Source organism: Methylobacter sp. S3L5C, assembly GCF_022788635.1.
In the GTDB taxonomy this organism is placed as follows: domain Bacteria; phylum Pseudomonadota; class Gammaproteobacteria; order Methylococcales; family Methylomonadaceae; genus Methylobacter_C.
Genome location: NZ_CP076024.1, coordinates 726,777 through 746,838, shown reverse-complemented (window position 1 = coordinate 746,838; position 20,062 = coordinate 726,777). Strand labels below are relative to the sequence as shown.

16 protein-coding genes, 2 tRNA genes and 3 rRNA genes are annotated in these 20,062 nt (G+C 43.0%); 14 read left to right on the top strand and 7 right to left on the bottom strand.

Annotation, left to right across the window (positions count from 1 at the left end):
* Window positions 1-344 precede the first annotated feature (344 nt).
* The 7 genes from KKZ03_RS03630 to KKZ03_RS03600 form a co-directional block, all read right to left on the bottom strand.
* The gene (locus tag KKZ03_RS03630) at window positions 345-638 is read right to left on the bottom strand and encodes a hypothetical protein (RefSeq protein WP_243220115.1); all 294 of its coding nucleotides are present in this window, start codon (window positions 636-638) and stop codon (window positions 345-347) included.
* Window positions 639-733: 95 nt separating this feature from the next.
* Window positions 734-1,003 (bottom strand): hypothetical protein, encoded by a 270-nt coding sequence (locus tag KKZ03_RS03625; protein WP_243220114.1) that lies wholly within the window; start codon window positions 1,001-1,003, stop codon window positions 734-736.
* Between the two features lie 121 nt (window positions 1,004-1,124).
* Window positions 1,125-1,889, bottom strand: a complete 765-nt coding sequence (locus KKZ03_RS03620) for an IS982 family transposase (protein WP_256452005.1) — start codon at window positions 1,887-1,889, stop codon at window positions 1,125-1,127.
* Window positions 1,890-2,112: 223 nt separating this feature from the next.
* Complete coding sequence (locus KKZ03_RS03615; RefSeq protein ID WP_243220113.1) at window positions 2,113-2,754, bottom strand: phospholipid-binding protein MlaC; 642 nt, start codon at window positions 2,752-2,754, stop codon at window positions 2,113-2,115.
* 52 nt (window positions 2,755-2,806) lie between these two features.
* Window positions 2,807-3,406 (bottom strand): Hsp20/alpha crystallin family protein, encoded by a 600-nt coding sequence (locus tag KKZ03_RS03610; RefSeq protein ID WP_243220111.1) that lies wholly within the window; start codon window positions 3,404-3,406, stop codon window positions 2,807-2,809.
* A gap of 122 nt (window positions 3,407-3,528) precedes the next feature.
* The gene (locus KKZ03_RS03605) at window positions 3,529-4,017 is read right to left on the bottom strand and encodes an Hsp20/alpha crystallin family protein (RefSeq protein WP_243220110.1); all 489 of its coding nucleotides are present in this window, start codon (window positions 4,015-4,017) and stop codon (window positions 3,529-3,531) included.
* 89 nt (window positions 4,018-4,106) lie between these two features.
* Window positions 4,107-4,292: a DUF2934 domain-containing protein gene (locus KKZ03_RS03600; protein ID WP_243220108.1), complete on the bottom strand. Its 186-nt coding sequence runs from the start codon at window positions 4,290-4,292 to the stop codon at window positions 4,107-4,109.
* Between the two features lie 808 nt (window positions 4,293-5,100).
* Here KKZ03_RS03600 and KKZ03_RS03595 point away from each other — a divergent pair.
* The 14 genes from KKZ03_RS03595 (at window position 5,101) to ispF (ending at window position 19,988) form a co-directional block, all read left to right on the top strand.
* Window positions 5,101-6,635 (top strand): 16S ribosomal RNA (locus KKZ03_RS03595).
* A gap of 68 nt (window positions 6,636-6,703) precedes the next feature.
* Window positions 6,704-6,780 (top strand) — tRNA-Ile (locus tag KKZ03_RS03590).
* A 74-nt stretch (window positions 6,781-6,854) separates the two neighbouring features.
* A tRNA-Ala gene (locus KKZ03_RS03585) sits at window positions 6,855-6,930 on the top strand.
* Window positions 6,931-7,318: 388 nt separating this feature from the next.
* Window positions 7,319-10,211, top strand: a 23S ribosomal RNA gene (locus KKZ03_RS03580).
* Window positions 10,212-10,438: 227 nt separating this feature from the next.
* Window positions 10,439-10,554 (top strand): 5S ribosomal RNA (gene rrf / locus KKZ03_RS03575).
* The 16S, 23S and 5S rRNA genes sit together here with 2 tRNA genes alongside, the layout of an rRNA operon.
* Window positions 10,555-11,483: 929 nt before the next feature.
* On the top strand, window positions 11,484-12,389 hold the full coding sequence (locus KKZ03_RS03570) for a hypothetical protein (RefSeq protein ID WP_243220107.1): 906 nt from the start codon (window positions 11,484-11,486) through the stop codon (window positions 12,387-12,389).
* A gap of 119 nt (window positions 12,390-12,508) precedes the next feature.
* Window positions 12,509-13,849, top strand: coding sequence for a tRNA lysidine(34) synthetase TilS (gene tilS / locus KKZ03_RS03565; protein WP_243220106.1), 1,341 nt, complete (start codon window positions 12,509-12,511; stop codon window positions 13,847-13,849).
* A 291-nt stretch (window positions 13,850-14,140) separates the two neighbouring features.
* Complete coding sequence (locus KKZ03_RS03560; RefSeq protein ID WP_243221750.1) at window positions 14,141-15,775, top strand: CTP synthase; 1,635 nt, start codon at window positions 14,141-14,143, stop codon at window positions 15,773-15,775.
* Entirely contained in the window at window positions 15,772-16,605 is an 834-nt protein-coding gene (kdsA, locus tag KKZ03_RS03555; RefSeq protein ID WP_243220105.1) for a 3-deoxy-8-phosphooctulonate synthase, read from the top strand. Before KKZ03_RS03560 ends, kdsA begins: the two co-directional genes overlap by 4 nt.
* A gap of 8 nt (window positions 16,606-16,613) precedes the next feature.
* Entirely contained in the window at window positions 16,614-17,894 is a 1,281-nt protein-coding gene (gene eno / locus KKZ03_RS03550; protein WP_243221748.1) for a phosphopyruvate hydratase, read from the top strand.
* 83 nt (window positions 17,895-17,977) lie between these two features.
* Complete coding sequence (locus KKZ03_RS03545) at window positions 17,978-18,247, top strand: septum formation initiator family protein (RefSeq protein WP_243220104.1); 270 nt, start codon at window positions 17,978-17,980, stop codon at window positions 18,245-18,247.
* A gap of 198 nt (window positions 18,248-18,445) precedes the next feature.
* Window positions 18,446-18,736: a hypothetical protein gene (locus KKZ03_RS03540; RefSeq protein ID WP_243220102.1), complete on the top strand. Its 291-nt coding sequence runs from the start codon at window positions 18,446-18,448 to the stop codon at window positions 18,734-18,736.
* A gap of 87 nt (window positions 18,737-18,823) precedes the next feature.
* Complete coding sequence (ispD, locus tag KKZ03_RS03535; RefSeq protein WP_243220101.1) at window positions 18,824-19,522, top strand: 2-C-methyl-D-erythritol 4-phosphate cytidylyltransferase; 699 nt, start codon at window positions 18,824-18,826, stop codon at window positions 19,520-19,522.
* Entirely contained in the window at window positions 19,515-19,988 is a 474-nt protein-coding gene (gene ispF, locus KKZ03_RS03530; protein ID WP_243220099.1) for a 2-C-methyl-D-erythritol 2,4-cyclodiphosphate synthase, read from the top strand. Before ispD ends, ispF begins: the two co-directional genes overlap by 8 nt.
* The last annotated feature ends 74 nt before the right edge of the window (window positions 19,989-20,062 follow it).

Sequence of the window (20,062 nt, the reverse complement as noted above, 5' to 3'; positions counted from 1 at the left end):
GAATCATTCGAAGTCTCCCGGTAGAGAGTGAAAATTATTGGCCGTACAGATACAGATTAAGTAGCTGTTTAGTAGATATCCAAAAATGAATAGACCCAAATGGCGCAGGATTTTTTTCATTTTCAACAACTGCAAGGACAGATATTTGCTCCTGCAAACCCTGCCTTCACCACATCCCTGTGGATTATGCAGGAGTTAGAGTACCAACAACAGGCTCCTTAAGAGACGCAGGAGCAGTTGCCGAGGCCGAAAAACAGGCGCGTAGCTGGCTACATAACTATTTGGCAATGCAGACAATGAATAAAAAGATCAGCGACTTGGGTATATTCTTCGTAGGAAATTGCCTAAGGATAATGATAGTACCTGTTGTTCAAATAACGACTGACCGCCTCGACATCATGCTTACTCCATTCAAGTCCGGAAATATATTGCCAGCGATTTACTTCGGTTATCAAGCTTTTCCAGTCGGTAACCATTTTCTTGTCTCGCCAATGTATTTGCTGGGTGTGACATTCCAGACAATGATTCTCATAAAGCATCGCCCCCCGATGATTATCAAGCGTGGTTTGATTTCCGGCAAAAGTAACGGATACACTAAAGACGAAAACAAACAGCCCTTTAAACAAATAGTTAAGCATTTTAATCTCCAGTGCGGTGTTAATAATTAAGGCGTATTTAAATGTTTACACCTTTGTTTTTTAAAGAGCTATCAAGGTATTTTGGTTCGGTTGTTTTAGTTCGATAGTCCATACATCATGTGTCCGGGTAAGTAGTAAAGTGCCGGTTCTGTAGTTAAGTGAGCACGAGCAGCGAGTTTCTGTGTTATTTGATAAAGCACTGGAGCATCATCTGCAAATAGTAATCTACCGCCTATTAGAGAAAAGATAAAAGGTGGTGGCAGGTTTGGGCTAATCACCAGTATAAGAACACCTAAAACTACTGACCATAAAATGCCTTCAACCCCCGCTAAAATAAAACCCATTAATGATAAAATGATGCCCATGCCCAAAAAAGTATTGAGGTATGGATGATATTTTTTAATTGGTGGTTAAATGTCTCGTATTTAGTGATCACAGTTAGTTTTTATCATTTAAAAAATTCAAAATCGATAATTTAAATGTGAATTAAGAGCTAACTCGTAAATGATTCCAAAAGAACATGGCGGCGGCCAACTTGCCAAATACATGAACCATTAGACCGTTGTATGATCGCACTTTGCCAGCGCATTCAATGCCGGTTTGTTGCTCAATCCAGCCGAATAAGGTTTCAATGGGTTGTCGGACACGAGAAATGACCGTCGATAACCATTGATCCTGTGGCTCCAAATACGTTTGGCCTTTTTGTTTTTTCACCGGCGTTAATACCGTCAGGTTTTGAGCCTCTCTGACTTCTTTTGCATCGGATCGGTGATAGGCCTTGTCGCCATAAAGCGCGTTGTTATTCAATTCAGGCTTAATCTGATTAAATACTGTCCCATCATGGCAACTTGCTCCCGTTACACCAATATATTCAGTGTTAGGCAATGTACCCGCTTGGCGACGCCCGACGATATGAACCCGAACCCCATAATAGTATAATTTTTTGGTTGAACAATAACCTGCATCGGCTAACTCGCTTGCTACGCGCGCTTTAAACTTGTGTCCTTGCTTGGCCAGCGCCACCGGAAAAGAATCTATCAACCAGACTTGTCCTTGATTTTTTGCTTCTTGCTCTTGCTGAATGATTTCCAGCAATGGCGCGAAAACATCAGCCACTTTATTTAGTCGTTGCACAAAAGCGGTGTAACCGGGCAATTTCGGAAACCATTCGCGCAAATGACGCTCGGCATAACCATAGATCTTTTTTAGTTCTCTATTTTTATCAATGACCCCAAATAGGTAGAACGCTATAACTTCTTCATCGATAAAACTCAGGTCTCAATAATTCGACATGCGCTGACTATAAACCCAAAGGTTATTCTGATAGTACTTGCATACATAAAGATAAGTTGTTATTAATTGCTCTTGCCAGTTCATTGGTTGCCTATAGGTTGGGGGGAGTCGTGTCTTTCCCAATATTCTAGTCCAACTAGTGTTCTGGCTTCTATTCAGCTCTTAATTCACATTTCTATTTTTAAGAGTCTTTTGCTGCAAGTGCCTCAGTATTACGTTTAACCAGCGCATCAATAACAGCGTTTAGTGAGCCTTTAGTTTGAATTTCGTCGCTAAAGGTAGCTCGGTAGTTAGTTACCAAACTGACACCATCAATCATAATGTCGTAAACTTTCCATTCACCTTTACTCAGTAACATTCGGTAATTTACATCAATAGGTTGTTGCCCGGGTTGCATAACCTTGGTTTTTACGATAGTTTTTGTGGGTTCAGTTGATGTTTCAAGAGGTAATAAAGTCATTGACCAATTGTTGTACTCCACAAAGGCCCTGGAATAGGTTCTTACCAATAATATTTGAAATTCATGTTTAAAACGCGCCTGCTCGTCAGTGGTTGCTGTTTTCCAGTGCTTTCCTAGAACTAATGGTGCGATTTTGTTAAAATCCGTATGTGGATCAATAACGCCATTAACAAATTGGGTAACTTGAGCAAAATTTCTGGTAAAAACTTTGTCTTGTAGTTTTTGTTTTAATTGTTCCGAAACACTTTGTATAACTTGTTGTGGAGGTTGCAAATCTTCCGAAAAACCTTTGGTTAGGGGTATTAAAATAATTAATAGTGTAAAAAAACCCAGTATTACGTAGTGTTTAGTTTGATTTTTCATAATTATTCCGTTAAACAGGTCAGTTATTATTGCTACTGATTATTGTATAAAACTATGTCTTTGGAATCGTAATGGTCAACACGCCATTATCATATTTAGTTGTCATTTTGGCTGCGTTAGCCGGTCCGGGTAAGGTTAATGCTCTTTGAAATTGGCCAACAAAACGCTCGCGGTACTGATATTTTCCCTTTTTAGCATCAGTTTCATCCTTTGCGTGTTCCGTTTTAATTGAAATGTTTAACACTTGATCTTCCTGTTTAACGTCTATTGAAGACTCATCGGCACCCGGTGCATTAACAGTTACGATATATTGATCTGGTTTTTCTTGTAAATCGACGTCAGGTATTTTACTTAAGCTGCCTAAGGGCGCATTTAAATGGAAGCGCGAAAAGGAATCACCAAAAAGTTGTTCCATTTCATTTTGCATATGTTGCATTTCTTCGTAAGGATTCCATAGCTGATCTTTAAATAGTTCGTTATCAGAGCCTGGCTTGGGTAGCTTGGGTATTTTAGCTTTAGGGTTGTCGGTGCTGTTTTCCTGTGCACTAAATTGCTTGAGGCTTTCATTCAAATTAAAGATTACATAAGATTGTATACCCAAGACAATAACCAGTACGGTGGCTATAGCAATTATTATTGGATTTTTTATCATGAAGCCACCCATTAGTTTGTGTCGCTGGGTATAACAAAATGCATCTATATTCACGTGTCTTAAACAAGGTAATAGTTCGTAATTTAACACCTTGTTTAAGCAAGTTTCCAATAAAATTCAGCTTATTTAATCTCAATATTTTTTCGTTTGCTTTTTTCTGTTTTGGGAATAGTAATAGTCAATATACCGTCTTTAAAGGCGGCTTTTGCATTGTTATCATCAACATTATCAGGTAAGGAGACCGTGCGTTGAAATTCACCCCGCGTTATCTCGCGGCGAAAATATTTACCTTTTTCCTCTTCCTTTTTTTCTTCTTTGGTAGAGGTTCTAATAGTAAGTGTTTGATTATTTATGGTTACATCCAGATCTTCTTTTTTAACGCCGGGTAGTGCTGCCTGAACTTCTATTTCATTATCATGATCAAGAATATCAATTTTTGGAAAGCCTCTGTCAAATCCGGCAGGCAAATTAAAATCTAACAGGCGGGGCCATCTGCGCGATAGAAAATCATCAAAAAAATTATCGAATTCATCAAATGAAAGCAAGTTCTCGGAAGGTGTACGGGGCATTACTTCAGTTTTTTGAGTGGTATCTTTTTCTTTGGTGTTCATAACATTCTCCAGGGACTATTTTAATTTTTATTAAATATCCAGATTAAGCATGTTGACGGGCTTTGGTGTTTAACGGCTGTCTTTTCTTTCTACAGTAAAAATTCTTGCTCTGCCTCAAGCCAGTCCTCAAGTTCGTGTCCCGGTTCGAAACCTCTACTTTCGGCCCTGTAATAGGCAAGCTCGGCAATCCTCGCATCACGATCTGGAAGAAATATGGTATCGCCTGATGTTTCGGAAGCTGAATTTACTTTGTTTTTAATTTTTAACGACATCATTCGCCTCTTCTTTGATAAATTGATTGGTAGTCAGCTTTTAACAGCCGATAAAAATATGGGCTGTAAGTCCTGAATAAATCAAAAAAATGAGTATTTACTTTAAAACTTCAAGTATTTGGCAGTATTAATTTTCAAGGTCTACACGTTGTTGCTTGAGTAATTAAATTTGCCCGCGATAGTCGGTTAATGGCTTTGTACATTGCGATGAATAGATTCACTGACAGTTACCGGAAGTTAATCTAAATAGACAAATAGTCCAATTATTCGATTTACGCAGCTTAAATTATAAGATTTCAAATGAAAAAACAATACGTATAAATACCTATATTGGCTAACTTAAAAAATTAGTTGTTTTGGTGTGTTGGTGGCTATTTAAGTCATTGAAAAATAGGTAAACTATGACAGTGCCAATTCGGCTATGGGCAGTGCCGTCTTGTAAAAATGTTAATGGCGCTTATTCCAAAGGAAAAAATCAGTCGAAGCTGTTGACAAGTTGGCCTGGTAGGTTATAATTGCCGGCTTGTTCGGGGTAACGTAGTTTGACCCTGAACCAGGACAGCAACAGGCAATGTCGACAAGGGGTTGACAAACCGAATCCGCTCTGTATAATTGCCGGACTCAACGGTGCTGCGGCACCAACGCTCTTTAACAACTTGATCAAAATAATTTGTGTGGGTACTTGTGGTGATTGTTAGGCTGTTAAAAAATAATCGACACAAAGACAACACATTAAGAAGTAATTTTTAACGTTTAGTTTTGTAGTCGAGCCAAGATTGGCTACTCATCTTATTGAGTGGCAAACTGATTTAAACTGAAGAGTTTGATCATGGCTCAGATTGAACGCTGGCGGTATGCTTAACACATGCAAGTCGAACGGTAACAGGCCTTCGGGCGCTGACGAGTGGCGGACGGGTGAGTAACGCGTAGGAATCTGCCTTATAGTGGGGGACAACGTGGGGAAACCCACGCTAATACCGCATACGCCCTACGGGGGAAAGGAGGGGATCTTCGGACCTTTCGCTATGAGATGAGCCTGCGTTAGATTAGCTAGTTGGTAGGGTAAAGGCCTACCAAGGCGACGATCTATAGCTGGTCTGAGAGGACGATCAGCCACACTGGGACTGAGACACGGCCCAGACTCCTACGGGAGGCAGCAGTGGGGAATATTGGACAATGGGCGAAAGCCTGATCCAGCAATACCGCGTGTGTGAAGAAGGCCTTAGGGTTGTAAAGCACTTTCAATTGGGAGGAAAACCTGCCGGTCAATACCCGGTAGCTTGACATTACCTTTAGAAGAAGCACCGGCTAACTCCGTGCCAGCAGCCGCGGTAATACGGAGGGTGCGAGCGTTAATCGGAATTACTGGGCGTAAAGCGTGCGTAGGTGGTTCGTTAAGTCAGATGTGAAAGCCCTGGGCTCAACCTGGGAACTGCATTTGAAACTGGCGGACTAGAGTTTAGTAGAGGGGAGTGGAATTTCAGGTGTAGCGGTGAAATGCGTAGATATCTGAAGGAACACCAGTGGCGAAGGCGACTCCCTGGACTAAAACTGACGCTGAGGTACGAAAGCGTGGGTAGCAAACAGGATTAGATACCCTGGTAGTCCACGCCGTAAACGATGTCGACTAGCCGTTGGTCCTATTTACAGGATTAGTGGCGCAGCTAACGCATTAAGTCGACCGCCTGGGGAGTACGGCCGCAAGGTTAAAACTCAAATGAATTGACGGGGGCCCGCACAAGCGGTGGAGCATGTGGTTTAATTCGATGCAACGCGAAGAACCTTACCTACCCTTGACATCCAGAGAATCTGTTAGAGATAGTAGAGTGCCTTCGGGAGCTCTGAGACAGGTGCTGCATGGCTGTCGTCAGCTCGTGTCGTGAGATGTTGGGTTAAGTCCCGTAACGAGCGCAACCCTTGTCCTTAGTTGCCAGCGGGTAATGCCGGGAACTCTAGGGAGACTGCCGGTGATAAACCGGAGGAAGGTGGGGACGACGTCAAGTCATCATGGCCCTTATGGGTAGGGCTACACACGTGCTACAATGGCCGGTACAGAGGGCTGCGAACTGGCGACAGTAAGCAAATCCCAGAAAGCCGGTCTTAGTCCGGATTGGAGTCTGCAACTCGACTCCATGAAGTCGGAATCGCTAGTAATCGCGAATCAGAATGTCGCGGTGAATACGTTCCCGGGCCTTGTACACACCGCCCGTCACACCATGGGAGTGGGTTGCAAAAGAAGTGGGTAGTCTAACCTTCGGGAGGGCGCTCACCACTTTGTGATTCATGACTGGGGTGAAGTCGTAACAAGGTAGCCCTAGGGGAACCTGGGGCTGGATCACCTCCTTACAAAGATGGTCTATCGTCATCATGCGTATCCACAACAAATTATTTTGATCAGTAGCAGTATGAGCCCAGGGCCTGTAGCTCAGTTGGTTAGAGCGCACCCCTGATAAGGGTGAGGTCGGTGGTTCGAGTCCACCCAGGCCCACCACCTTGCCGCAAGGTAGGCGTGATGTGGCCCGGGGATGTCAGTAAGCAGACGCGCAAGCATAAGCAAGAAACACTGGGGCTATAGCTCAGCTGGGAGAGCACCTGCCTTGCACGCAGGGGGTCAGCGGTTCGATCCCGCTTAGCTCCACCAATTCTATAACGTTTCGATTCACTTAAGAATCGGCAGAGACCTTATAGAATTGGTGTATTTATTGAATACACGAATAGCTCTTTAACAATTTGGAAATCTGTAACAACGTAATCTTGATCTGTAAAGGTGACAAGATTACGCAACGAGTTCGCGTGCAGCGACGGTGTCAGCGGATAGTAGCAAGCCTTGCCGGATTAAGCAATTAATTGGCAAAACTTGTTGGTATACAAAAGCACAGACGCTCACGCGAATGAGTTCTCAAAAACAGAAAAAAGCGATTAAGAAAGCTGATCGGTATAACACGTAACGACGTTAACCGACTGGCCAGGCAACAGAAAATACCCTGTTGGCTGGTGGGTCGGCGAAAACAGACTTATTGGGGTTATATGGTCAAGTGAATAAGCGCATACGGTGGATGCCTAGGCAGTGAGAGGCGATGAAGGACGTTGTAGCATGCGATAAGTCTCGGGGAGTTTGCAAACTAACTTTGATCCGAGAATTTCCGAATGGGGAAACCCGGCGTGCATCAGCACGTCACATTACAGTGAATACATAGCTGTATTGAGCGAACCCGGAGAACTGAAACATCTAAGTACCCGGAGGAAAAGAAATCAACCGAGATTCCCCTAGTAGCGGCGAGCGAACGGGGATTAGCCCTTAAGTTGTATAGTTGTTAGTGGAACAGTCTGGAAAGTCTGGCGATACAGGGTGATAGCCCCGTACACGAAAACGCTATACAGTGAAAACGAGTAGGTCGGAGCACGTGAAACTTTGACTGAACATGGGGGGACCATCCTCCAAGGCTAAATACTCCTTACTGACCGATAGTGAACCAGTACCGTGAGGGAAAGGCGAAAAGAACCCCGGAGAGGGGAGTGAAATAGATCCTGAAACCGTATGCGTACAAGCAGTGGGAGCACCCTCGTGGTGTGACTGCGTACCTTTTGTATAATGGGTCAGCGACTTAATCTCAGTGGCAAGCTTAACCGAATAGGGGAGGCGTAGCGAAAGCGAGTCTTAATAGGGCGTTTAGTCGCTGGGATTAGACCCGAAACCGGGCGATCTATCCATGGCCAGGCTGAAGGTGAGGTAATACTTACTGGAGGGCCGAACCCACGTATGTTGAAAAATGCGGGGATGAGCTGTGGATCGGAGTGAAAGGCTAATCAAGCTCGGAGATAGCTGGTTCTCCTCGAAAGCTATTTAGGTAGCGCCTCGTGTATAACTGTTGGGGGTAGAGCACTGTTTCGGCTAGGGGGTCATCTCGACTTACCAACCCGATGCAAACTCCGAATACCAACAAGTTTGAGCACGGGAGACACACGGCGGGTGATAAGGTCCGTCGTGGAAAGGGAAACAGCCCAGACCGTCAGCTAAGGTCCCAAAATCTATGCTCAGTGGGAAACGATGTGGAAAGGCCCAGACAGCCAGGAGGTTGGCTTAGAAGCAGCCATCCTTTAAAGAAAGCGTAATAGCTCACTGGTCGAGTCGGTCTGCGCGGAAGATTTACCGGGGCTAAGCATAGTACCGAAGCTACGGGTTCATCTTTTAGATGAGCGGTAGAGGAGCGTTCTGTACGCCTGCGAAGGTGAACTGAGAAGTTTGCTGGAGGTATCAGAAGTGCGAATGCTGACATGAGTAACGATAATGGGGGTGAAAAACCCCCACGCCGAAAACCCAAGGTTTCCTGCGCAACGCTAATCGACGCAGGGTTAGTCGGTACCTAAGGCGAGGCTGAAAAGCGTAGTCGATGGAAAGCAGGTTAATATTCCTGCACTAGTAGTAACTGCGATGGGGTGACGGAGAAGGCTAGGTCAGCTGACGGTTGGAAGTGTCAGTTTAAGCGAGTAGGGAGGGTTCTTAGGCAAATCCGGGAACCTCTATTCTGAGACGTGATGACGAGACTCTCCTCGGAGAGACGAAGTGATTGATGCCATGCTTCCAAGAAAAACCTCTAAGCTTCAGGTTACTAGTAGCCGTACCCCAAACCGACACAGGTGGGTGGGATGAGAATTCTAAGGCGCTTGAGAGAACTCGGCTGAAGGAACTAGGCAAAATGATACCGTAACTTCGGGAGAAGGTATGCCCTTGGTAAGTGAAGTCCCTTGCGGATGGAGCTGAAGAGGGTTGCAATAAAATGGTGGCTGCGACTGTTTAGCAAAAACATAGCACTCTGCAAACTCGGAAGAGGAAGTATAGGGTGTGACGCCTGCCCGGTGCTGGAAGGTTAATTGATGGGGTTATCTTCGGAGAAGCTCTTGATCGAAGCCCCAGTAAACGGCGGCCGTAACTATAACGGTCCTAAGGTAGCGAAATTCCTTGTCGGGTAAGTTCCGACCTGCACGAATGGCGTAACGATGGCCACACTGTCTCCAGCCGAGACTCAGTGAAATTGAAATTGCGGTGAAGATGCCGTATACCCGCGGCTAGACGGAAAGACCCCGTGAACCTTTACTATAGCTTGACACTGGACTTTGAATCGATTTGTGTAGGATAGGTGGGAGACTTAGAAGCCGGAACGCTAGTTTTGGTGGAGTCAACCTTGAAATACCACCCTGGTTTATTTGAAGTTCTAACCTGGATCCATTATCTGGATTGGGGACAGTGTCTGGTGGGTAGTTTGACTGGGGCGGTCTCCTCCTAAAGAGTAACGGAGGAGCACGAAGGTACCCTCAGCCTGGTCGGAAATCAGGCAATGAGTGCAATGGCATAAGGGTGCTTGACTGCGAGATAGACACATCGAGCAGGTACGAAAGTAGGTCATAGTGATCCGGTGGTTCTGTATGGAAGGGCCATCGCTCAACGGATAAAAGGTACTCCGGGGATAACAGGCTGATACCGCCCAAGAGTTCATATCGACGGCGGTGTTTGGCACCTCGATGTCGGCTCATCACATCCTGGGGCTGAAGCAGGTCCCAAGGGTATGGCTGTTCGCCATTTAAAGTGGTACGCGAGCTGGGTTCAGAACGTCGTGAGACAGTTCGGTCCCTATCTGCCGTGGGCGTTTGAGATTTGAGGGAAGCTGCTCCTAGTACGAGAGGACCGGAGTGGACGAACCTCTGGTGTTCCGGTTGTCATGCCAATGGCATTGCCGGGTAGCTACGTTCGGACAGGATAACCGCTGAAAGCATCTAAGCGGGAAGCCCCTCCCAAGATGAGATCTCACTGGGACCATGAGTCCCCTGAAGGGCCCTGGAAGACTACCAGGTTGATAGGCACGGTGTGGAAGCGCAGTAATGTGTGAAGCTAACGTGTACTAATTGCCCGTGAGGCTTGACCATATAACACCCAATCAGTTTGGGCGAGTTATACGCCGGGACGGTTAGCAATAACTGTTCTGGCCAGCCGATTATCGCTAATCACTGTAAAAAGAACACAAAAAAAGCAGCAAAAAGTTAGTTGATATGAAACTAACCAAAAAAGTGTTACAGATTTCCAGCGTTGTGTTTAACCGCACAGCGAAGACCGTCGACAGGCAAATAAAATAGCCTGCGACGACACCAGTTTGCTTGGTGACCATAGCGAGCGTGAACCACCCGATCCCATCTCGAACTCGGAAGTGAAACCGCTTAGCGCCGATGATAGTGTGGCAGTTTGCCATGCGAAAGTAGGGAATTGCCAAGCGCTTAAATTAAAAACCCAAGATAATCTCTTGGGTTTTTTTTTGCCAAAAAATTCTGCAAGTTATGTTTGGGTAAATCATAAATAATATTCTGTCATTTTTTTATTGCCGGTGTGTAACCAACAATTTTTGTTCGTTATGATTCGGCTATTTGATTTACATATTGTCGATTCAAGGAATAATCAATTCATCACGTCGGTTATTAATAAGTGATATTATCGCTTAAGATTAGTAAAAAAACGAACATCAGTCTTCTAATAATATAATTTTTTCAATAGGATAGTGCTTTTTTATTGACCATTATACTTTTTAAGGTAAGTTTTATAAAGGGCAGCTGCCAAGTAAATAATGGATGATTTAGGCTCTGTTGAAGTTTCAAAAAGAATAAATCAATGGGTTATTGCAATGTCGTTAATAAATGCTGGCATCCAGTTGATAGGATGCCATTCATGGCTTGTAACTAATGGTAATTCTTGCCTGAACTACGATTAAAAAATCGTTATTTAATTTATCTAATTGAAAAATATAGATTAATTTTTTAGACAAAACGTCAACAGAACCTAGAGTAATTAATGATTTTGACAGGTTATTTTATCAATCAATATTTAAATTGGTTTAAAGGTTACTGTTAATCTTTGTATCTGTTAATGTTTTTACAAAGGCTTATACCCTTTGTTGCAGCCATTATTATCGGCACACCATTATTTTGGTTTTGCCCTGCATATCTCTACTGAGATAGTAAAGTCAAGGAAATACAAGAAAATAGCATGATAAAGAGAGTATAGTTAACTAACAATAGAAATAAAATTTAATAAAGGCAGGTTATAATGTCATAACTAGTATTACTTTCAGAATTATTGGTTCTGTTTAGTACTGCAGTAAACTTATTGCTTCGTAATGGTCTTATCATACATTTAAACTATATAAAATTATGACTCCAAAATTCACACCTTTAAAAGATCACGATGCCCCTATTAAGGTATTGTTCACAGGATATCTTTGTACTGTAGGTATAGGGTATCTTTTTGCACTAATTCAAATATTGTTTACTCATGGTATGGCTGATGGTAAATTTGGCTTGTCCGTTAATGATATTGTTTATAGTTATTACGGTAACCGTTCTGGTACCGTTCTGGAAACCCAGCTGAATGGTGCCATGAAAGCCAATGCGCCGGATGATGAGCGTTTTAAAATTATGGAATGGGTCAGAGCCGGTGCGGATGCCGATGATTATAAAATTGACGGTATTGAAAAAATAATCGAGACCCGTTGTGTTATGTGTCATAACAAAGAGGCTTCTGGTGTACCAGACTTTACCGAATTTGAGGGATTAAAAGCTTATACGACTCAAGATACCGGTGCTACCTTCGCATCGCTAACACGAGTTTCCCATGTTCATATGTTCGGTATCAGTTTTATTTTCATGTTTGTCGGACTGATTTTCAGTTTTGCGGAAACTACAACAACACAATATAAATGTATTGCCATCGGTATGCCTTATGTGTTTCTTGTTGCTGATATCATGTCATGGTGGTTAACCAAGATTCATCCTATGTTTGCCTGGTTGGTTATTTTTGCAGGTATGGGGATGGGTATTTCATTTATGTTTATGTGGGTCACCTCTATTCTGGAAATGTGGCTTTTTAAACCGGTGTTTATTAATGGCTTTGGGTCACGTTATTTACAATGGCGCGATAGTCCTGAAGCATCAATTGCCGATCGGATATGGACTGCTCTTAAGACAGTTGCCAGTAAGGTTAAGCCGACTATTGGCTTTGTAAAAGAACAATGGTTGACGAATGGCTGGCCTGTGATCAAAAATTTATTTAAAAAATAATTATCGCTCGAGAATTTAAGCTATAAAACCACGAAGACACGAAGAAACATCCAAGGTAATAACGTCGTGTTCTTGGTGGTTTAATAATTAATCTGCACAACTCCTCAACACAACCACACATGACAGAGTTGCTTTCAGCACATTCTATAACATCAGCGCTAAATCAAAGTAACAGCCCTGCACACATTTATATGGGTTATAGCGGTGGTGTAGATTCTCATGTTTTATTGCATTTGTGTACTTCAATAACTGCTATTAGAGACAGAGTCACTGCTGTTTATGTACATCATGGCTTGCAGTCTGAAGCAGAATCCTGGGCGATACATTGTAAAAAAACGGCAGAAAGTCTGGGCGTTGATTTTATGGTATTGCGCGTTAATGCTCTTCCAAGCCAGGGGGAAAGTCCTGAAGAGGCTGCCAGAAATGCTCGTTACACAGCTTTAAAGTCATTAATTGATGTCAATGATGTACTGATGGTTGCACAACACCGGGATGATCAGTTGGAAACGGTCTTGTTGCAATTGTTTCGTGGCAGTGGTTTGCGTGGATTATCGGCAATGCCCGAGAGCACTGTTTTTGGTAAAGGTCTTATGCTTAGACCTTTGCTCAATGTTGCAAAGTCGGCTATTGATGATTATGCGCAAACACATGCATTAAGCTGGGTTAATGATCCCAGTAATCTCAGTAACGATTACGATCGCAATTATTTGCGTAATGCCGTGTTGCCTTTATTAAAACAGCGTTGGCCTTCTTGCGATAAAACAGTTGCGCGTTCGGCCAAGCATTGCGCTGATGCACAGGTTGTGGTTTCTGAATATGCTGAAACGATATTTCGTGGAGTTTTTAATGAGGCCGACAAGACACTTTGCATCGGTCGGTTAAGGTCTTACAAGCCTACCCAACAAGCCCTTATCATCAGGCAATGGTTTCAATTTCTGCAATTAAAAATGCCGGCGCAAGCGTTTATTGAGCGTTTACAATCTGATGTTATTTCGGCAACAGAAGATCGTGAGCCTGAGTTATCTGAACAAGGTTATTGCGTGCGTCGTTATCGGGGCAAGTTGTACTGCCTTAAAGTAGTCACCCCGGAAATAGTCCGTGAAAATATTTGGTCAGCAGGACAAGCCTCACTCAGCGTATCTAAAAATCAAACTTTGTTTTGGCAGTTATCTTCAGTAGGTATAAATCAAGGGCAGTGGCAGAAAGCAACTATTATAGTCAGGGCTCGCAGTGGTGGGGAAAAAATTTCTTTGCCGGGGCGTCAAGGCCGTCATACCTTGAAAAAACTGTTTCAGGAAGCAGGCATTCCACCGTGGGAAAGGGACGCAATACCTCTGGTTTATCTTGATGATAAGCTGGCCGCTGTCGGTGATTTGTGGATATGCAGTGATTTTTATAGTGAACAAGCGCAGGACTGTATTAGATTGTCCTTGCAAAAAACAGTTGAGAGTAGTGTGTAAAATACCGGATTTGGTCTGATGTTTTCAAAAAACAGTTCCAATTCAATTTGCTTTTGATACACCGGTTTAGAGCGCTCTGTTATTGTCAGATACCAGTCACTCAGAGAATCGATTTTAATGCCGGATGATTGTTGGTAATTGGCTGATAGAGGCCATTCGTTGCCATGATTGGATCTGGCATAATTTGACGTTTACTGAATAAAGACAATGACTATCCGTGCATTGTCGATTAAAATAGACAAGATTTATTTAGACTGTTATCAGTTATCTTCTGAATTCCATACCTTCTCAATGACAAAATACATTTTCATTACCGGCGGTGTTGTCTCATCGCTAGGCAAGGGCATTGCTGCATCGTCGCTTGCTGCCATTCTTGAGGCTCGCGGTCTCAAGGTTACTATGACCAAGCTGGATCCTTATATCAATCTTGATCCGGGCACTATGAGTCCCTTTCAACATGGTGAAGTATTTGTTACTGAAGATGGTGCAGAAACTGATCTGGATTTAGGCCATTATGAACGGTTTCTTAAAACCACCATGGCCAAAAAGAACAATTTCACTGCTGGTCAGGTTTATGACAGTGTTTTACGTAGAGAGCGTAAAGGTGAATATTTAGGCGCTACCGTTCAGGTTATTCCGCACATTACCGATGAAATAAAGCGCCGGGTTTATCTAAGTGCCGAAGGCATGGACGTTGCCTTAATCGAAGTCGGTGGCACTGTCGGTGATATTGAATCATTGCCATTTATGGAAGCCATCCGGCAAATGCGTTTTGAACTGGGTGCAGACAGATCACTGTTTATTCACTTAACGCTGGTGCCTTATATTCGTTCTGCAGGCGAAATTAAAACCAAGCCTACGCAACATTCAGTTAAAGAACTTCGAGCTATAGGTATCCAGCCTGATATTCTGATTTGTCGTTCAGAGCTACCTGTTCCTCTAGCCGAGCGTCGCAAAATTGCCTTATTTACCAATGTGGAAGAAAAAGCGGTTATTTCTGCAATTGATGCAGATACGATTTATCGAATTCCGTTGTTATTACACGAGCAAGGTTTGGATGATATTGTTGTTAGCAAGTTGCGAATAGATGCACCACCTGCAGATTTAACACAATGGAAAACAGTCGTTGAGGCGCTGACCCATCCTGCCAATGAAGTAACTATTGCCATTGTAGGTAAGTATGTCGATCATTCTGATGCTTACAAATCACTAAATGAAGCGTTAATTCATGCCGGAATTAGCACGCGCACCAAAGTTAATATTAGGTATGTTGATTCAGAAATAGTTGAGGATGAAGGTGTTGCCCGGCTGAAAGATGTTGATGCTATTCTGGTACCTGGCGGATTTGGTGAGCGTGGCGTGGAAGGTAAAATTGCCACTGTGCGTTATGCCCGTGAAAATAAAATTCCTTATCTGGGTATTTGTTTAGGCATGCAGGTAGCGGTCATTGATATTGCCCGTAATGTGGCAGGTTTGGAAGGTGCGCATAGTACAGAATTTTTGCCTAAATCACCGCATCCGGTGATTGGTCTGATTACCGAATGGGCTGATGCAACCGGCCAAATCGAAACGCGTGACCAAAATTCTGATTTGGGTGGTTCCATGCGTTTGGGTGGTCAGAAATGCCGATTACAAACTGATTCATTGGCTTTTCAGCTTTATCAGAAAGATGTTATTACTGAAAGACATCGCCATCGTTATGAGTTTAATAATTCATATATTGAAAGGCTGGAAAAAGCCGGCGTGCGCTTTTCCGGTAAGTCCATTGATGGGCGACTGGTTGAGGTTATCGAATTACCTGATCATCCCTGGTTTTTAGCCTGCCAGTTCCATCCGGAATTTACGTCAACACCCAGGAAAGGTCATCCCTTGTTTTCCGGTTTTGTCATAGCAGCCGCTCTATATAAAAAGGTAAAAGCTCAATGAAATTATGTGGTTTTGAAGTTGGTTTGGATCAACCATTTTTTCTGATTGCCGGTCCTTGTGTGATTGAAAGTGAGCAATTGGCGCTGGATACCGCAGGTTATCTTAAAGAATTAACAACGGCACTAAATATTCCGTTTATTTACAAATCATCATTTGATAAAGCCAATCGCTCATCACACGAAAGTTTCAGAGGTTTGGGTATCGAGAAGGGTTTGGAAATCTTGCAGAAAGTTAAGCAACAAATCGGAGTTCCTGTTCTAACCGATGTTCATGAGGATACGCCGCTGGCTGAAGTGGCAAGCGTGGTTGATGTCATGCAAACACCGGCTTTCTTGTGTCGACAAACCAATTTTATTCAGCAAGTGGCTTCGCAAGGTATTCCTGTTAATATCAAAAAAGGCCAGTTTCTTGCGCCATGGGATATGGTCAATGTGGCCAATAAAGCTAAAGCGACCGGAAACGAACATATTATGGTTTGTGAGCGTGGTGTGTCTTTTGGTTATAACAATCTGGTTTCCGATATGCGCTCTTTAGCGGTAATGAGAGACACCCGGTGCCCGGTAGTTTTTGATGCCACTCATTCTGTACAATTGCCTGGAGGACAGGGCACCAGTTCAGGTGGGCAGCGTGAATTTGTACCTGTGTTGGCCAGAGCTGCTATTGCTGTAGGCGTTGCCGGATTATTTATGGAAACCCATCCTAATCCTGCTGAAGCTAAAAGCGATGGTCCAAATGCCTGGCCGCTGTACAGAATGCAAGAATTATTAGAAGTTTTATTAACTATCGATCAGGCTGTAAAAGCTAAAAGTCTGATAGAAACAACACTATAGGAAAAATGATGGCCGCAATAGTAGAGATTCGTGCAAGAGAAATTTTAGATTCACGCGGTAATCCAACATTGGAGGCTGATGTAGTTTTGGCTTCCGGAGTAGTTGGTAGTGCAATGGTTCCTTCCGGTGCATCAACAGGCGAACGTGAAGCAATCGAATTGCGTGATGGCGATAAATCCCGTTACCTCGGTAAAGGCGTACTAAACGCTGTTAATAACGTCAGAACCGAGATTCGCGATGCCGTTATCGGGTTGGATGTCAATGATCAGGAAGGTCTTGATAAGGTGATGATCGCTTTGGACGGCACCGATACTAAAGCCCGTCTAGGTGCTAATGCCCTGTTGGCTGTTTCTATGGCAGCGGCTCATGCTGCGTCAAAAGAAGCCGGACAACCTTTATATCGCCACTTGAACAAATCCGGTGAATTTATTTTACCGGTACCGATGATGAACATCATCAATGGCGGTTCACATGCTGACAATAGTGTAGATTTACAAGAATTTATGATCTTGCCTGTTGGTGCTCCATCTTTTCGTGAAGCTATTCGTTATGGCGCAGAAGTATTTCATAACCTCAGTAAAGTATTAAAAGCCAAAGGCTTGGCGACTACTGTCGGTGATGAAGGCGGCTTTGCTCCTAATCTTTCTTCAAACGAAGAAGCTATCAGTGTAATCCTGCAAGCTATAGAGTTGGCTGGTTATAAGCCGGGTGTAGATATTTATTTAGGTCTGGATGCTGCCGCCTCCGAATATTATTCAGATGGAATTTATGATTTGGCATCTGAAAGTAAAACTTACAGTTCAGCACAAATGGCTGATTTCTTTGTTGATTGGGTTGATCGTTACCCTATCATCAGTATTGAAGACGGTTTTGACGAAAATGATTGGGATGGCTGGAAATTAATCACTGAAAAATTAGGTGGACGTATTCAGTTAGTTGGTGATGATTTATTTGTGACCAATCCTAAGATTTTACAAAAAGGTATTGACAGAAATATCGCTAATTCAATTTTGATTAAAGTTAATCAAATTGGTACTTTGACTGAAACTTTCGCGGCTATTGATATGGCTCATAAAGCGTCTTATACAGCAGTTATGTCGCATCGTTCAGGTGAAACTGAAGACGTCACTATTGCAGATTTAGCGGTAGCAACGGGAACCGGTCAAATTAAAACCGGTTCGTTAAGCCGTTCTGACCGTGTTGCCAAATACAATCGTTTGATGAAAATTGAAGAAGAATTAGGTAGTTTGGCCAGATACGCAGGACGTAGTGCATTCAAAATGCTTTAAAAATTCTAAGTCTTAAAATGTCCGGCATAAGGCGAGAAAAACATGTTATACCTTTTAGCCTTATGCCTTTCAATTTTGAAATTATGAAAATTCTCCTGTCAATTATTATTCTGTTTATTGCCTTGCTTCAATACCGCTTATGGTATGGCGATGGAGGTATTGAGGAGATAGCAACACTTCAGCAGCGACTCGATGACCTCAATGAAGAGGTAGAAGAAAAAAGGGAGCGTAATGAAGCGCTTTATGCTGAAGTGGTAGACTTAAGACAAGGACAGGAAGCCTTGGAAGAAAGAGCACGGGATGAGTTAGGAATGATGAGAGAGGGTGAGACTTTTTTTCAGGTTCTTGAGTGAAGTTAAATCCAGCTTAAAGGCGTAAGGCTAAAAGTGAAAAAGCACTTTTAGCCTTACGCCTTTTCTTTTTCAGGGTTCATACTGAGAAAGTGGCTACGACACAAAATGCTGTAGTTTGTTACATTGTTGTGGTGTGTATGCGGAATGTGATGCAATGCAATGCAATGCGAGTCAATTAAACCTTTGGAGGCATATCTAATGAAGTTTTTTATAGGAATAATTGTTTTTTTATTGGTACTGTTTATATTTTTGACTACCAGTGTTGGCGTAGCTTTTGGCTTGGTTTTGATATTTCCAGTTATTTCATTTGAAATAGGCATTTTAATTGGAGCTATTAGTATTACTGTAAGTTGTTATGGTTTTATAGGCATAATAAATACACTAAGCAATATATATTCACTTCCTACAGAAGAGGATATTTTAGATAAAATTGATTTGGGTCATGTTGTACTGCCACGATCAACGCGAAGTAGAAGAAAAAGGCGTTAATTGTCGTACTTTATCCTGTATTACAGCATTATTCTCACACACTCTATAAAGCTGCCTTTTAGCTTGATATCCTAACTTTCTTTACATATGACTGATTCAATAAAATTTTGGGCTGTTGTTCCTGCTGCCGGTGTTGGCAAGCGTATGAATGCCGATCGCCCCAAGCAATATCTAAAACTTGCCGGTAAAACAGTCATTGAACATACCTTGTTGCGCTTATTGAACGCCAAGGTTTTTGTCGCTATTGCAGTCGCCATTTCTGAAGAAGATCCCTTTTGGCCTGAGCTTAAAGTCTCGGCTCATGAACAAATTATTACTGCTGCAGGCGGGAAAGAACGCGCGGATTCCGTGCTTTCTGCATTAAAATCAATACGTCCGTTAGCCTCGGATAACGATTGGGTGTTGGTACATGATGCAGCGCGACCTTGTATAACGGCAATGGATATACACCACCTCATCGCTGCGCTGGCAAATGATGAGGTCGGCGGAATTCTTGCCTTATCGTCACATGACACCTTAAAAAATGTTCAAGGTAGCAGTATATTGGGCACCTTGGACCGTAGCCATATCTGGCGGGCTTTAACTCCGCAGATGTTTCGTTATGATCTGTTAAAAAGCGCACTGGAAGCAGCAGAAGGTAATCCAGCCATTACTGATGAAGCCAGCGCCCTAGAACTACAAGGTTTGCAACCAAAAATCGTCGAAGGTCGTCCTGATAATATAAAAATTACCCGACCCGAAGACTTGGCATTAGCGCAATTTTATATGGAGCATCAAAATGATTAGAGTAGGTATGGGGTATGATGTACACCGTTTTAAAGACGGTGGTGATGTGATATTAGGCGGCGTAAAAATAGACTATGAACAAGGTCTGGAAGCCCATTCGGATGGAGACGTGGTATTGCATGCACTCTGTGATGCTTTGTTAGGTGCGGCAGCTTTGGGTGATATAGGTAAACATTTTCCTGATACGGATCCTGAGTTTAAAGGCGCCGATAGCCGGATGTTATTGCGGCATGTTTATCGCATTGTTCAGGATAAAGGCTATCAACTGGTTAATGCCGATATGACTATCATCGCCCAAGCCCCTAAAATGGCACCACATATTGTTGCCATGTGCCAGAATATTGCCGATGATTTAAACGTGGACGTTGATTGCATTAATGTAAAAGCTACCACCACAGAAAAATTAGGCTTTGAAGGTCGCAAAGAAGGCATTGCCGTACAAGCCATTGTCTTGATTGGAAAATAACTTTTATATTTATGGCACAGATATTTGGATAAGCTTATAACGTATTACAATTGCTTAGGCTTTGTAATGTAACA

Excerpts from the sequence above, each read along its gene's own strand:
- ispF (WP_243220099.1), top strand. The coding sequence starts at position 19,515 with ATGATTAGAGTAGGTATGGGGTATGATGTACACCGTTTTAAAGACGGT.
- KKZ03_RS03625 (WP_243220114.1), bottom strand. The coding sequence starts at position 1,003 with ATGGGCATCATTTTATCATTAATGGGTTTTATTTTAGCGGGGGTTGAA.
- KKZ03_RS03615 (WP_243220113.1), bottom strand. The coding sequence starts at position 2,754 with ATGAAAAATCAAACTAAACACTACGTAATACTGGGTTTTTTTACACTA.
- KKZ03_RS03600 (WP_243220108.1), bottom strand. The coding sequence starts at position 4,292 with ATGATGTCGTTAAAAATTAAAAACAAAGTAAATTCAGCTTCCGAAACA.
- eno (WP_243221748.1), top strand. The coding sequence starts at position 16,614 with ATGGCCGCAATAGTAGAGATTCGTGCAAGAGAAATTTTAGATTCACGC.
- KKZ03_RS03540 (WP_243220102.1), top strand. The coding sequence starts at position 18,446 with ATGAAGTTTTTTATAGGAATAATTGTTTTTTTATTGGTACTGTTTATA.
- ispD (WP_243220101.1), top strand. The coding sequence starts at position 18,824 with ATGACTGATTCAATAAAATTTTGGGCTGTTGTTCCTGCTGCCGGTGTT.
- KKZ03_RS03610 (WP_243220111.1), bottom strand. The coding sequence starts at position 3,406 with ATGATAAAAAATCCAATAATAATTGCTATAGCCACCGTACTGGTTATT.
- KKZ03_RS03605 (WP_243220110.1), bottom strand. The coding sequence starts at position 4,017 with ATGAACACCAAAGAAAAAGATACCACTCAAAAAACTGAAGTAATGCCC.
- KKZ03_RS03570 (WP_243220107.1), top strand. The coding sequence starts at position 11,484 with ATGACTCCAAAATTCACACCTTTAAAAGATCACGATGCCCCTATTAAG.
- KKZ03_RS03630 (WP_243220115.1), bottom strand. The coding sequence starts at position 638 with ATGCTTAACTATTTGTTTAAAGGGCTGTTTGTTTTCGTCTTTAGTGTA.
- KKZ03_RS03560 (WP_243221750.1), top strand. The coding sequence starts at position 14,141 with ATGACAAAATACATTTTCATTACCGGCGGTGTTGTCTCATCGCTAGGC.
- KKZ03_RS03545 (WP_243220104.1), top strand. The coding sequence starts at position 17,978 with ATGAAAATTCTCCTGTCAATTATTATTCTGTTTATTGCCTTGCTTCAA.
- tilS (WP_243220106.1), top strand. The coding sequence starts at position 12,509 with ATGACAGAGTTGCTTTCAGCACATTCTATAACATCAGCGCTAAATCAA.
- kdsA (WP_243220105.1), top strand. The coding sequence starts at position 15,772 with ATGAAATTATGTGGTTTTGAAGTTGGTTTGGATCAACCATTTTTTCTG.